This is a genomic window from Saccharopolyspora sp. 6M (assembly GCF_020176775.1).
Lineage (GTDB): Bacteria > Actinomycetota > Actinomycetes > Mycobacteriales > Pseudonocardiaceae > Saccharopolyspora_C > Saccharopolyspora_C gregorii.
On record NZ_JAIUJZ010000137.1, the window covers coordinates 1 to 12,424 of the forward strand.

At 71.5% G+C, this 12,424-nt stretch carries 14 protein-coding genes; 7 read left to right on the forward strand and 7 right to left on the reverse strand.

What is annotated here, in order from left to right; translation table 11 throughout:
• On the reverse strand, positions 1 to 1,631 hold a 1,631-nt coding region (locus tag LCD31_RS18360; RefSeq protein ID WP_224959750.1), incomplete at its 3' end, for a hypothetical protein.
• Between the two features lie 28 nt (positions 1,632 to 1,659).
• Here LCD31_RS18360 and LCD31_RS18365 point away from each other — a divergent pair.
• Positions 1,660 to 2,508 carry a hypothetical protein gene (locus tag LCD31_RS18365; protein ID WP_224959751.1) on the forward strand — a complete coding sequence of 283 codons (849 nt, stop codon included), beginning with the start codon at positions 1,660 to 1,662 and terminating at the stop codon, positions 2,506 to 2,508.
• On the opposite strand, the gene LCD31_RS18370 is transcribed toward LCD31_RS18365, so the two are convergent.
• From LCD31_RS18370 to LCD31_RS18385, 4 genes are all read right to left on the reverse strand, one after another.
• Positions 2,480 to 2,638 carry a DUF6760 family protein gene (locus LCD31_RS18370; protein WP_224959752.1) on the reverse strand — a complete coding sequence of 53 codons (159 nt, stop codon included), beginning with the start codon at positions 2,636 to 2,638 and terminating at the stop codon, positions 2,480 to 2,482. The genes LCD31_RS18365 and LCD31_RS18370 overlap by 29 nt on opposite strands.
• Entirely contained in the window at positions 2,635 to 3,102 is a 468-nt protein-coding gene (locus LCD31_RS18375; protein WP_224959753.1) for a hypothetical protein, read from the reverse strand. Before LCD31_RS18375 ends, LCD31_RS18370 begins: the two co-directional genes overlap by 4 nt.
• Positions 3,099 to 3,539 (reverse strand): phage tail protein, encoded by a 441-nt coding sequence (locus tag LCD31_RS18380; RefSeq protein ID WP_224959754.1) that lies wholly within the window; start codon positions 3,537 to 3,539, stop codon positions 3,099 to 3,101. Before LCD31_RS18380 ends, LCD31_RS18375 begins: the two co-directional genes overlap by 4 nt.
• Positions 3,540 to 3,660: 121 nt before the next feature.
• A complete protein-coding gene (locus tag LCD31_RS18385; protein ID WP_224959755.1) occupies positions 3,661 to 5,181 on the reverse strand; it encodes a phage tail sheath family protein in 1,521 nt (506 codons plus the stop codon).
• A gap of 233 nt (positions 5,182 to 5,414) precedes the next feature.
• Between LCD31_RS18385 and LCD31_RS18390 the strand changes: the two genes are divergently transcribed.
• The 3 genes from LCD31_RS18390 (at position 5,415) to LCD31_RS18400 (ending at position 8,998) form a co-directional block, all read left to right on the forward strand.
• Positions 5,415 to 5,978 carry a DUF4157 domain-containing protein gene (locus tag LCD31_RS18390; protein WP_224959756.1) on the forward strand — a complete coding sequence of 188 codons (564 nt, stop codon included), beginning with the start codon at positions 5,415 to 5,417 and terminating at the stop codon, positions 5,976 to 5,978.
• Positions 5,979 to 6,073: 95 nt separating this feature from the next.
• The gene (locus tag LCD31_RS18395) at positions 6,074 to 7,954 is read left to right on the forward strand and encodes a hypothetical protein (protein ID WP_224959757.1); all 1,881 of its coding nucleotides are present in this window, start codon (positions 6,074 to 6,076) and stop codon (positions 7,952 to 7,954) included.
• A 252-nt stretch (positions 7,955 to 8,206) separates the two neighbouring features.
• Entirely contained in the window at positions 8,207 to 8,998 is a 792-nt protein-coding gene (locus tag LCD31_RS18400) for a Scr1 family TA system antitoxin-like transcriptional regulator (protein ID WP_224959758.1), read from the forward strand.
• 115 nt (positions 8,999 to 9,113) lie between these two features.
• On the opposite strand, the gene LCD31_RS18405 is transcribed toward LCD31_RS18400, so the two are convergent.
• Positions 9,114 to 9,725, reverse strand: coding sequence for a TetR/AcrR family transcriptional regulator C-terminal domain-containing protein (locus LCD31_RS18405; RefSeq protein ID WP_224959759.1), 612 nt, complete (start codon positions 9,723 to 9,725; stop codon positions 9,114 to 9,116).
• A gap of 49 nt (positions 9,726 to 9,774) precedes the next feature.
• Here LCD31_RS18405 and LCD31_RS18410 point away from each other — a divergent pair, with 49 nt between their 5' ends.
• Complete coding sequence (locus LCD31_RS18410) at positions 9,775 to 11,244, forward strand: FAD-dependent monooxygenase (RefSeq protein WP_224959760.1); 1,470 nt, start codon at positions 9,775 to 9,777, stop codon at positions 11,242 to 11,244.
• Positions 11,245 to 11,268: 24 nt separating this feature from the next.
• Here the strand turns inward: LCD31_RS18410 and LCD31_RS18415 are convergent, their stop codons facing one another.
• On the reverse strand, positions 11,269 to 11,664 hold the full coding sequence (locus LCD31_RS18415; RefSeq protein WP_224959761.1) for a hypothetical protein: 396 nt from the start codon (positions 11,662 to 11,664) through the stop codon (positions 11,269 to 11,271).
• Positions 11,665 to 11,828: 164 nt separating this feature from the next.
• Between LCD31_RS18415 and LCD31_RS18420 the strand changes: the two genes are divergently transcribed.
• Together LCD31_RS18420 and LCD31_RS18425 are read left to right on the forward strand one after the other, a co-directional pair.
• Positions 11,829 to 12,116, forward strand: a complete 288-nt coding sequence (locus LCD31_RS18420) for a hypothetical protein (RefSeq protein ID WP_224959763.1) — start codon at positions 11,829 to 11,831, stop codon at positions 12,114 to 12,116.
• A complete protein-coding gene (locus LCD31_RS18425) occupies positions 12,113 to 12,418 on the forward strand; it encodes a hypothetical protein (protein WP_224959764.1) in 306 nt (101 codons plus the stop codon). The genes LCD31_RS18420 and LCD31_RS18425 overlap by 4 nt, the downstream gene beginning before the upstream one ends.
• Positions 12,419 to 12,424 lie beyond the last annotated feature (6 nt).

A 12,424-nucleotide genomic window follows, 5' to 3' on the forward strand; every position in this document is an offset into this window, starting at 1 on the left:
GCGGGCGCCGGTTCGGCCGCAGCGGAGTCCGGCGGGGGCGGTTCGGCCGCCACCGCGGGGAGTGCCGCCGGGGTGGCCGAACGCTGCACCGGTGCCGGGTCGGCCGGTCGGTCCCCGGGCTCGCGGCGCGTCCAGCGCAGCGGCGCCCCGGCCCGGTGCTCGGTCGGTGGCGCCGTCGCGTTCGGCCGCGGCTGGTCCAGCCGGGTTCGCGTGGTCAGCGGCCGCGTGGTGAGCAGCGGGCGGGCGCGCTGCACCGGGGCGGAGAGGTGCGTCGGGTCGTGGTGCGGCCGGAGGGCCGGGGCGGGTTCGTCCGGCGAGTCCGGCCGCGCGCGCTGGACGGAGTGCGTACCGGTGGAGACCTCGTGCGGGCCGGTGGGCGCGTTCCCGGCGAGCGGCGTCTCCGGTGCGTCCGCGCCGCTCGGTGCGGTGAGCCGTTGCACCGGGGTGCCGTGCGGTGCCGCCGCTTCCGGGGCGGTGGCGCTTGACGAACGCCGCACCGGGATGGCCGCTCGGTGCGGTGCGGTGGCGGGGCCGGACGACTGCTGCGAGGCAGGACCGGGCGAGTGCCGCGTGGCGGAGACCGGCGGTTGCCGTGCGCGGGAGCTGCTCGGCGTGGCCGGATTCCGCTGTGCGGTGGGCAGCTCGGCGCTGGGCGAGTGCCCCGGCGCCCCGGCGGGATGCGCGGGGGTGCCGCTCGCCGAGCGCTGGATCGTCGTGTCGCCGAGCAGGGGTGCGGTGCCGTGGTCCGCGCCGCCGTGCGGCGGTGCTCCGGCGGCGTCCTGGATCCGGCTGCGCTGGACCGGAGTCGCCGGGCCGGTGCCTGCGGGCTCGGCGCTCGAACCGGCGAGCGGCGTGGCGACCGGATCCGCCGGTGCGGGGTCGTCCGGCGTCGTCGCCCGCGGTTCGGTCCGCGTGCTCGGGGTGCGCTGGACCTGCGGGGCGGCGTCGCCGAGCAGCGGCGCGGCCTCCGCCGCACCGCCGGGGACGACCGGCCCGGATGTGGGTGGGGTGCCGCCGGGACGCAGCGGGGTCGCCGACTCCGGCAGCCGACCGAGCGGTTCGCCGAGGCCGCCGCGGGAGTTCGGCGTGCTGCGCCGCACTTCGGGTTTCGAGGTGGTCGGGCGCTTCCGGCCGCGCCCGGGCCGGGAAGGGCGGTCGGGCTGCTGCTCCGGAGCCGGTTCCGCGGCGCGCTGCACCGGTGGCGGTGGTTCGGGGGAGCCCATCGACTCGTGGTGCAGCGGCACCGTTCCGGAGGGCATCCGCTGCACCGGGCCGCCCAGACCGGACTGCTCGGGAGATCGGTCCGCGCCCAACGTGGGGCGGGTGCCCGGCGGTCCGCCCGGTGCGGTCGATCCGGTCCCGGCCGTGCTGGGCGCGGTGCCGGAGTCCGCCGGTGTACCAGGGCTGCTCGGGGCGGTCGGTCGAGGCGCGTCGGACCGCTCCGGTGGCGCGTCGGCGTCCGCGCGGCGCTGCAGCACGAGATCCACGTCCGGGCCCGGCGGTGCGGCGTCCGTCTGCACCGCATCCGTGCCCGGCGCGGTGATCGCGGGCAGCCGGCGCGGGGTGGCCCGGGTGATCGGTCGTGCCCTGGTCAGCGGCGGGGCGAGCCTGCGCAGGGCGACCCGCTGCACCGCGGCCGAGCCGGGGGAACCGCTGTCGGTGTCTCCGCTCGAAGCGGTCGAACCCGCGCCGGACGACCGCTCGGCGGCTGAGCTCGTGCCGCCCGAGCTCGTGCCGGGCGAGGCCGCGCTGGAGGATGCCGTGCCGGACGAGTTCGGCGTGCTCGACGTGGCTGCCGTGCGCTGCGAACCGGCGCGTCCGGACGGCCCGCTCCCGGACGAACCGGCCGCGCCCGCAGCCCTCGACGATCCCGAAGAACTCGACGTGCCCGAAGAACCCGCCGTGCCAGAAGAACCCGTTGCGCCCGACGCACCGGACACCCCGCCCACGCGGGACGACAAACCGGACGGATGCGCCGAACCACCCGAGTGGCTGTCCGCTCCCGCCGACCCGCCCCCGGATACCGCTCCGCGCGCAGCACCCCGGCCACGCCCGAGGAACCGGCCCGCCGACCGCTGCACGGCCCGCCGCCCCGAACGCGGAACCGGCGCGTCCGAGTCCGAAGTGGACTCCGCTTCCGGTCGCACCCAGGTGAACTCCTCGCCGTCCGACCGCTGCACCGGTCGCCCGCCCGCGCGCGCCAGCCCGCGCATCACGCCGCTCGGCGCTGCACCGGAGAGCCGGTGCCCGAGCCCGCCGCTGGTGACCCCGTGGTCCCGGAACGACGCGACGGACGCGCGGAAGCGCTCGGGCCGGATCACCTCGCCCGAGTCGCGCTGCAGCACGCCGCGCATCGGCGCCGTGCGCCGCCAGCCACCGTCCGGTTCCGAGGCGGGGGCGGCCGGTGCGGGCGCGGTCTCCGGCTCCGGGGCGTCCCGGTCGAAGAAGCGGCGCAGCGGGTTCCAGCGGCTCATCCGGCTCACCTGCTCTCGTTCACCCGCGTGTTGATGCGGGCGATCTCCCGCACCCAGCGCCTGCGCTCCAGGTGGTCCAGGTCCAAGATCTCCTCGCGGGTCCAGTGGAAGTGGTAGGCGATGTACGCGACCTCCTCGTGCAGCCGGTCGGCCGCGTACGTCACGATTCCCCCAGGCCGTCACCGGCCAGGTCGATCTCGAACCCCGAACCGCAGGACGGGCAGGTGACCCCGGCGCGGGTGTGCCCCTCGCTGTTGATGCGGCGGTAGAAGTCCTGCAGGAACGCGATGTCGGTGGCGTACATGTTCTCCACCAGGCCCGAGTGCACGTCGGTGATGTCGCCGAGCCGCGTGATCACCTGGCTCAGCAGCACCACGCTCAGGTACGCCGGGTTCTCCTTGACCCGCAGGTCGATCTGCGGGCGCAGCTCGTCGCGCGCCGTCGCCAGCCGCATCCGCCCGTGCCGGTGCAGCGTGCCGTCGGTGTGCCGGTAGCCGCGCGGCAGCTCGAACTCGAACTCGTCGTGCGCTGCCTGCGGCGCGGGGCGTTCCGCGGTGGCCGTGGCGGTGTCGGGCTTGCGGGCTCTGAACTGGTCCAGGTCGTCGAGCGAGTTGACCCGCCGCCTCATTCGACCTCGATCCGCTCGAAGGTGATGGTGGCCTTCTCGGTCGCCGCGTTGGACTCGCCCGCGTTGAGGCCGGGGCCTTCCCACTTGCTCACCCACGCGTCGTAGAGCTGGATCCGCCGCACGACGGTCCCGTTCGGTTCCATCACCTCGATGGTCAGGTTCTCCCGCGCGTCCTCGACCTCGCCGTCGGACACCGTCTTCTTGAGCCACTTGGTGAACTCGGGGCTCTCGGTCATGCCGCGGGTGATCGTCACCTCGCCGCCCTTGTGCCCACCGGGCTGCTTCTTGTTCATCATCTTGCCGGTGTCGGTGACCTGCTGGGTCTCGACCACGTCCTGCTCGACGGTCAGGCCGCTGACCTCTTTGATCGACTCGACGGTGACCCCGCCGAGCTGCACACCGAACCGGTGGACGGAAAGGCTGTCGCCTTCTGCCATGACTACCCCTTCGAGGTGAAGTGTGTCGTGCCTTCGTCTTGCCGACGGCGAAGCCGCTCAGCGGCGACCACCCGAGCCACCGGCACCGCCGCGGTTCCGCCACCCGGACGGGCGAGCGGAGTCATTCGCTCAGGAGGCTGGAGCTGTCGGAGAACTGGGAGAGGCGGAAGATGACGAACTCGGCGGGCTTCACCGGGGCCACGCCGATCTCGCAGACGACCTGGCCGAGGTCGATGGATTCCTGCGGGTTGTTCTCCCGGTCGCACTTCACGTAGAAGGCCTCGGCGGGGGTGCGGCCGAACAGGGCGCCGTCCCGCCAGGTCTGGGTGAGGAACGCGCCGATGTTGCGCCGGATGCTGGACCACAGCCGGTCGTCGTTCGGCTCGAACACCACCCACTGGGTGCCGAGCAGGATCGACTCCTCCAGGTAGTTGAACAGCCGCCGCACGTTCAGGTAGCGCCATGCCGGGTCGGAGGACAGGGTGCGGGCGCCCCAGATGCGGATGCCGCGGCCGGCGAACGCGCGCACGCAGTTCACCCCGACCGGGTTGAGCAGGTCCTGCTCGCCCTTGCTGAGCGTGGTCTCCAGGTCGACGGCACCGCGGATCACCTCGTTCGCGGGCGCCTTGTGCACCCCGCGCTCGGTGTCGTTGCGCGCCCACACCCCGGCGATGTGCCCGCTCGGCGGCACCATCTTGTTCCGGCCGGAGGACGGGTCGAACACCTTGATCCACGGGTAGTACAGCGCCGCGTAGTTCGAGTCGTAGCCGGTTTCGTCCATCCGCCAGGTCCGCACCTGCTGCGCGTTCAGCCCGGGCGGGGCGTCGAGCAGGGCGACGCGGTCACCGAGCTGCTCGCAGTGCGAGATCGCCGCCAGCTGCACGGTCTTCACGCCTTCGGCGTCGATGAGGCCGCGCTGGTGGGCGCTCATCAGGTCGGGGACGGCGACGATGGTGATCTCGTCGATGGTCTCCAGGCCGCCGAAACCGGTGCGGGCGGCCAGATCGCCCACGTACTCCTGCGCGTCGACCTTCGCCGGGGTGGTGGCGCTGGGCGGCGTGCCGGGGACGGTGACGCTCTGGTTGTCGGGGCGAGCGAGGGCACCGCCGGACTGCTCGGTGACCTCGATGAGCTTCGAGTGCTCCTTGACCTGGTTCACCACGTAGCTCTTGACGTTCTTGCGGGTGGAGACGTCGTGGGTCTCGGCGACCTTGCCGCCTTGGCGCACCACCAGCTTGAACCGGTCGTCCGGCGGGTTCTCGCCGTCGGCGTCGACGATCTCCACGGTCACGTCGGAGGTGGTCGCGGACAGCGCGGAGACCCGCAACCCGCCCAGCTCCACCGGCTTCGGCGCGGGAGCGGCGGGAGCCGCGGCCTCGGACGGGCCGCCGATGCGCACCACGTAGGCGGAGCCGCCGCCGTTGGCGAAGTAGCCGTAGACGGCGTGCGCGAGGTAGCCGTCGTCGAACCCGCCGAAGTTCTGCACGTACTGGTTCCAGTTCGTGACCAGCGTCGGCTGGTGGAAGGGCCCCTGCGGCGCGAAACCGACGAAGGCGGCCACCGCGGTCCCGGCCCCTTCGATCGGCCTGGCCCCGCTCTGGACTTCCTCCACGTACACGCCAGGGGACAGGTACGACGGCATGCTCGCTCCTTCGTCTGCGGCGTTCGTGCACCCAGAGCTTTCGCCACCGCCCGCCCGCGCCACCATGTCCGCCCGACCTGCGCCGAGGGCAGCACCGCTGCCTTCCGGGGCAATCCCGCACTGCCTGCGCAGGCAGGAAGTGGGCGTTGCCCGGAGCTCTGCCCCTTCGTGCATTCCCCGCCGGACCGCGCTCCCGGTAGGTCTGGAGCCGTTGCCGTGTCCGAGGAGGGACCATGCGGGACCGCGAGCAGCACGACGCGGCGAAGTCCGAGGCGAGGCCCCAGCAAGCGGCGCGCACCCCCGACCACTCCGGGCCGGTCGAAGAGCTGCTGCACCTGCAGCGGACCCTCGGCAACGCCGCCGTCAGCCGGATGGTCCAGCGGCGGATGGCGCCCCCGGAGCCGGCACCGGAGCCGATCTGGTCCGGGGAGGACGTGCTGAAGTCGGCCGGGAAGCCGATGGACGCGCCGGTGCGCCAGGAGATGGAGACCCGGCTGGGCGCCGACTTCTCCGACGTGCGGCTGCACACCGGCGCCACCGCGCAGCGCTCGGCGTCCGAGATCGGCGCGCGGGCCTACACCTCCGGCAGCGACGTGGTGCTCGGCTCGGGCGCCTCCGACAAGCACACCCTCGCCCACGAGCTCACCCACGTCATCCAGCAGCGCTCCGGCCCGGTCGCGGGCACCGACAACGGCAACGGTCTCAAGATCTCCGACCCCTCCGACCACTTCGAGCGGGCGGCGGAGGAGAACGCCCACCGAGCGATGCGCGCCCCGCTGGAGGGTTCGGCGGACTGAGGCACCAGCTCCGTCCTCTCGGACGCCGCAGTCGGGTGCTCGGTCGGACATGGACCGGTTTCCCGCAGTTCCCCAGAGCGAGAGGACTTCGGTTCATGCACTCGCACGAGAACCAGGAGGAGCCCCGTTCGCGCCGCGTCGCGCCGCGTCCGCCTCTCTCGCGCGACCCCGAGGCGGTGCTGCCGTCGCGGGTGGCCGCGCTGCCCGCTCTGCAACGCACGATCGGGAACGCCGCGGTCGCGGACATGATCACGAAGGGGGCCGGTACCACGCCCCGTTCGCGTCCCGTCGCGGTGCAGCGAGCCGGCGACGACGAGAGTGGCCAGGTCGAGTCTCGTGGTAAGCGCAGGCGCACCGGTCCTGAGGCCGGAGCCGGTCCCGGCAAGCGCACTCAGGTGACCGACCCGCGGTTGGCCCGGATCACCGAGCTGATCGAAGGGTGCACGTGCAAGCCGCAAACGAAGCAGGCCGGCCGGATGACCGCGGACGTGTCGCTGCGCCACGAACGCTCGTTCGGTGAGGACGAAAGGGCAGCGCAGACGCTCCGCCACATCTCCATCCGGATGCTCCGAGTGATCAATTACCTGGAGGACGCGGAGCGCGAGCAGAGCTTCGCCGGCGGAGACGAGGCATCCCAGGGGAACAGGCACGCTCGAACCGAATCCGAAGTCCAGACGATGTTGATCAATGGCCGGGTCGTGATCGCTACCAACTACAACTCGTCGATCACCTTGCTGAAGCGGCACTTCCCGGAGGAGCTCGAGGCGGAGTCCGAGGCGATGGAGATCGACGAAGGCAGTCCATCGCCGCACGCGGGCGACTGGGTGCGGGATCTGCTGCTCGACGAAGGACGGCGCCCGCCGGTGCCCGGGTTCGACGACGAACGCCGCAAGGAGGCCCGGGGGAAGCTGAACGAGGTTTACCGAGGCGGCCGGAAGAACCCGGCGGCCGATGCGCTGCGCACGGCCACCCGCGTGGAGGAGCTGGACGGCGCCCCCGCCGACGCGGCGGGGCGGAAGCGCCTGCTCACCCTGTTGACCTCTGACGACCATCGGAGCTCGGTCATCCTGCTGCGCGGCCCGGGGACCAATGCGTCGATGAAGACCATGCACGCTGAGCAGAAGCATCTGCTGGCGCTGAACAATTCAGGAGCGGACCGGGAACAGGCCGGACGGGTGGTCATCCGCGGCCAGCGTCGTCCTTGCCGGAGCTGCTGGGCGCTGCTGGACCTGTTGAAGCGGGACTTCGACCTCGACGTCCACGAAAGGCCGGGTGCGTACTACAAGGAGTCCGCGCAGGCCGCCGTCGAGCACTTTCCCAGCTGGATCACCGATGTCGACGAGGAAGGCCGGTCTCCGCTGGCCACCAAGCTGACCGAGCAGGTCCGGATGAACGTTTCGGCGAAGGGCGGTCTCAGCGCGGGCTCGCAGGCCGGACCGAGCGGCGGGGAATCTCCGCTGCACCCGGTTCGGGTCGATGAGGATGAGGAGACCGGTGAAGCAAGGTACGCGTTGCACGACCAGCGAATCGAGATCGGCTACGACACCGGCTCCGACAGCGAGGCCGACGACGTCGATTTCGTCTACGAACCACGGGTGAAACCGCTGCCCGCCATCACGGAGAACATCTCCAAGAACAAGGCGAAGAGTCAGGGACGGCCCGCCGGCGAGGCGACCCGCGAATCGGCGGCCAAGGGAACCACCAAGTTCACGCTGAGCAAAAAGGTGCGCGAGGACCTGGAACTGGCCAAGAACGAGGGCGTCGGCGATGGCAGGGACCCGCGGTCCAGGGGAGGCAACAAGCCGAAGATTCGCGCGGACCAGTGGCCCATCATCGATCAGGTCATCACGAGGGAGGGGCGCGGAAGCGGAGCGGCGGCGGCGTTCGCCGACTACTTCGACGTCAGTGAGACCGCGATCTCGAATGGGCGCAAGACCTACATCGCTCGCAGGCAGCGGGAACAAGGTGGTGCGTGAGCGGCGAAGTCGGCGGACGAGGAGCTCAGGCCCTGCGCCCGAAGCCGTCCCGCTCGCGGAGAAGCGCTATGCCCAGCACGTCGCCGATACGAAGAAAGGACTCGATCGATGAACCGCTCGTGGAAAGACATCAAGGTTCGACGATCACGACGTGACAGTCTCCACCGTCGAGGTCGGCCGAGGTGACGACCGCGTCTCCGCGTAGTGCGAGATGGCGCTTCGTCGTCCGCTCGGTCAGAGCTTTCTGAGGCCGTGCAGCACGCGTTCGTAGAGCGTGATGGTGCGGTCCGGGGTGGTGTCGGCCTGAATGTGACCGGTCAGGTGGAGGACGTACCCGGTTGGCCCGGGTCGGAAGAGGAGGCCGGGGCGTCGGCTGGGCGGGATCGCCGAGTTCGGGCCGGTCGGGAGCTGATCGGGCATCGCGGGGCTCAGCCGCGGGGGTTGTTCTTGGCCCAGGTGTGGGCTTTTCGGGCGACGTCGTGGTCGTTCACCCAGGGTTGCGCGACGGGAACGGTGTCGATGAGGGCGTGGTCGCCGCGATCTCCGCGCCGGTCGCCGGACAACGTCGAGATCCAGGTGGTGCCGCTTCGCGCTGATTGGCATCCGGGGCTGGAAGGGCTCTTCTCGATCGCCTCGTTCAGCGACGGTCGAGATCCGGTGGTGCATCTGGAGAATCGAATCTCGGGATTGTTCCTGCACGAGACTGCTGAAGTCTCGGCCTATGAAGAAGCACTTGGCAGGATGGACGAAGTGGCGATGAGTCCGGCAGAGTCGAGCAAGTTCATCGTCGGCCTCATCGAGGAGCCCTCGACGCTCGTCGGCGTGGAGTACTACGTCGACCGCCAGCGCGTCCTCCGCGACGGCGTCGCCCACCTGCGCACCCGGAGGACCGGCACGTGTCGGCCCCGCAGCGCCGTGAAGCGCGATCACATCGAATCCGACCGTCGCCGCCGCACGAGTAAGCTTACGGCGCTGAATGAAAACGCCCCTTCAGCCGAACGAACCCCCAGCTCAAGAAGTGTCGGCCCGCGCACGCGGGGATAAGCGGGTACTCGTTTTTCGCTCCGTCGGTTCTGAGTGCGGCTTTGCGGTGGTCCCCGGTGGTCCCCGGTGGTCCCGGTGTCGCCGGACGTGATCGTGGTGGTGCGTGGGCGGTGCGTCAGTTCTGTTCCGTGGCCAGCAGTCGCCGGATGCCGTCTTCGAAGCGGTCGTCGAAGGTGTCGGCGGCGAGGGCCTCGAGCGAGGCGATCAGCGCCGGGTGGGTTTCGGGGTCCGCGGCCCGGGCGAGCCGGTCCTGGTCGGCGTCGCCGGTGGTCTGCTGCTCCTGGGAGAGGCCGAGGGTGAAGTAGACGAGCGCGTAGAAGATCCGGGTGGCCGCCAGGGGGTCATCGTGCGATGCGCGGAGGGCGGCGAGCAGCGCTTCGCCGAAGCGCAGGGTGTGCGGTTCGGGGACGTGGGTCCCGGTCACGAGGGCGGCGCCGTCCCGGTGGGCCAGCAGTGCGGCCCGGTAACGGCGGATCAGTTCGCCCGCCCGCTCGTCGGCCGCCTCCGGCAGGCCGGTGTGGTCGACGGTGCCGACGACCGCGTCCGCCATCAGCTCCAGCAGCCGCTTCTTGGTCTTGACGTGCCACAGGACGGTGTTCATCTGCACGCCGAGCCGGTCGGCGACCGCGCGCACCGTCACGGCGTCGAGGCCTTCCTCGGCCAGCAGCCGCATGGCCGCGTCGACGACGTCGGCCGGGGTGAGCGCCGCTCGTTGCGCCTTGGTCATTGACCTAGTTTACTGGAGGAGTCCATTGGTCACTGACTAAGGAGCGCGCGTGGAAGACATCGTGATCGTCGGAGCCGGACCCACCGGGCTCTGGCTCGCCGCGGAGCTGCGGCTGCAAGGGGTGTCCGCGACCGTGCTGGAGGCGAAGCGCGAACCCGAACCGCACTCCAAGGCGCTCACCCTCCACCCGCGGACCATCGAGATCTTGGGGATGCGCGGCATCGCCGACGAGTTCGTCGACGCGGGGATCCCGCTGCCCACCGGCCACTTCGGCGCACTGGACGCGCGGCTCGACTTCCGCGAGCTCGACACGCCCTACCCGTTCACCCTGTTCCTGCCGCAGGTCCGCACCGAGGAACTCCTGGCGGCGCACGCGAGCGACCGGGGCGTGCCGATCCACCGCGGGCACCAGGTCACCGGCCTCGACCAGGGCCCGGATTCGGTCCGCATCGCGGTCGAGGGGCCCGCCGGGACGTACGAGCTGGCGGCCCGCTACGTCGTCGGCTGCGACGGAACCCGCAGCACCGTGCGGACCTCGGCCGGCATCGGATTCCCCGGCACCGGCAGCACGATCTGGGGCTGGCTCGCCGACGTCGTCCTCGCCGACCCGCCCGCCGGAGCGGTCAGCGCGTTCGGACCCGACGGCGGCGTCATGGCCGTCCCGATGCCCGGCGGCCGCACCCGGTTCGTCGGCATCGCACCGGAGGACCACCGGACCGAGCACCCCGGCGAGCTGACCACCGCGGAAGTGCGGGACAAGCTGCGGCGCGCGCTGGGCACGGACTTCGGGCTGCACTCGCCGAGCTGGACCTCCCGGTTCGGCAACGCCACCCGGCAGGCCGACGCCTACCGGCGGGGGCGCGTGCTGCTCGCCGGGGACGCCGCGCACATGCACTTCCCGACCGGCGGCGTCGGGCTCAACGTCGGCTTCCAGGACGCGACCAACCTCGGCTGGAAGCTCGCCGCCACCCTGCGCGGCACCGCCGAACCCGGGCTGCTCGACAGCTACCACGCCGAACGGCACCCGGTCGGTGCGGACCTGCTCGAATCGACCCGGGCGCAGACCGCGCTCATGACCACCGGGTCCGTCGAAGGGCTGGCACTGCGCGGATTCCTGTCCGGCATGATCCGCGAGGTCCCCGAGTTCTCCCGCGCGCTCGCCGAACGCCTCGGCGCGCTGGACGTCCGCTACGCACCCGCCGAACCCGCGCACCCGCTGGCCGGGCGGCGCGCGCCGAACCTGGCGTTCGCGGACGGCGGCGAGCTGTTCCCCTTGCTGCGCGGTGGAAACCACGTGCTGCTCGACCTCACCGCGGGCGGAGCCGACACCGCGCTTCCGCCCGGCACGCGGCGGCACCGGGCCGAGCTGAGCGGTGCCGCGGAACCCTGGGCGAGCGCCGATGCGGTGCTCGTCCGACCCGACGGCCACGTCGCCTGGGCCATCGGCGGCGACGGGCGGTCCGGCGGTGACGGGCGGTCCGGCGGTGACGGGCGGTCCGGCGGTGCTACCACCGAGTAGCTCGACCGGGCCGGCTGAGCACGGCTACCGCTGCTCGTCCTGGACGATCCAGGGCATGTTCTCCGGTTCCACCCGGCCGGGCAGGTGGGCGTTGAGCACCGGGGGCAGCCAGGTCGTGATCGGTGCGCCGAGCTCCTCGGACCACCGCGCCAGCAGCGCGGCCTGCTCGGAGTCCGGCCGGATGCGGACCTGCACCGGCCCGGAGCCGAGGTAGTGCACCTCGTCCCTGGCGTGCGGCGACCGGAGCCGCGCCCGCGCGCCGCGCACCACGTCCGGCAACCGGTCGTGCACCGCCTCGATCGCCTCGAACGCCACCGTGGTGGCCGTGCGCCCGTCCGCGCAGCACGCGTCCAGCCGGGACTGCAACGCGTCCGACACGAACACCGTCCAGGGCTCCGTTCCGCCCTCCCACAACGCCATGCCGGATGTCTACCAAACGGTGCTCACGGCTTGGTGGCTGAGCCGCACGGGCCAGGTCATGACAGCGCGCCACTCCTTGGTTCGATACATGTGGGCATTGCCCACTTGCCCACTCGTGGCATACTGGGTGGAGGCTACGAGCAGGGGAGAGCGGCATGGGTGCGATGGCTGAAACCGACGCCGACTTCGAGCGCATCGCCGAGGTCGAAGCCGATGAGCGTTCCCGCATCGCGCTCGGGCGTGCGGGAGTGCGCCGGAAAGATCGTTACCTGGTGTTCAAGAACGAGGGCACCGGCGAGATCCGCATGATTCCGATGGCCAGCGTCCCCGCGCGCGAAATGATCATTTGGGAGAACGACGAGCTCCGCGACTCCTTGCTGCGAGGGCTCGCGGACAGCTCGGCCGGACGGATCTCCTACCGGGACGACTACTTGGAAGACGACGACGAGTGAGCGCGCCTCCGTTCCTCCTGGCCTACACCGCTCAGGCCCAGAAGGTCATCGAAGACCTGCAACGACCGCGGAACAGGGACAAGTGGAAGAAGGTCCGCAAAACCCTGCGGTTGTTGCGCGACATCGGTCCGTCGCATCCGGGCCTCCAGTCGCACAAGTACCACTCGATCACCGGCCCGGACGGTGAGGACGTGTGGGAGTCCTACGTCGAGAACCGCACCCCGGGCGCGTGGCGGATCTGGTGGGTGCACGGTCCAGGAGTGGACGAGCTGACGATCATCACGGTCGGCCCGCACCCGTAGGAGCCC

Coding starts and splice junctions, on each gene's coding strand:
- LCD31_RS18375 (WP_224959753.1), bottom strand. CDS start 3,102: ATGAGGCGGCGGGTCAACTCGCTCGACGACCTGGACCAGTTCAGAGCC.
- LCD31_RS18380 (WP_224959754.1), bottom strand. CDS start 3,539: ATGGCAGAAGGCGACAGCCTTTCCGTCCACCGGTTCGGTGTGCAGCTC.
- LCD31_RS18385 (WP_224959755.1), bottom strand. CDS start 5,181: ATGCCGTCGTACCTGTCCCCTGGCGTGTACGTGGAGGAAGTCCAGAGC.
- LCD31_RS18390 (WP_224959756.1), top strand. CDS start 5,415: ATGCGGGACCGCGAGCAGCACGACGCGGCGAAGTCCGAGGCGAGGCCC.
- LCD31_RS18395 (WP_224959757.1), top strand. CDS start 6,074: ATGCACTCGCACGAGAACCAGGAGGAGCCCCGTTCGCGCCGCGTCGCG.
- LCD31_RS18405 (WP_224959759.1), bottom strand. CDS start 9,725: ATGACCAAGGCGCAACGAGCGGCGCTCACCCCGGCCGACGTCGTCGAC.
- LCD31_RS18415 (WP_224959761.1), bottom strand. CDS start 11,664: ATGGCGTTGTGGGAGGGCGGAACGGAGCCCTGGACGGTGTTCGTGTCG.
- LCD31_RS18420 (WP_224959763.1), top strand. CDS start 11,829: ATGGCTGAAACCGACGCCGACTTCGAGCGCATCGCCGAGGTCGAAGCC.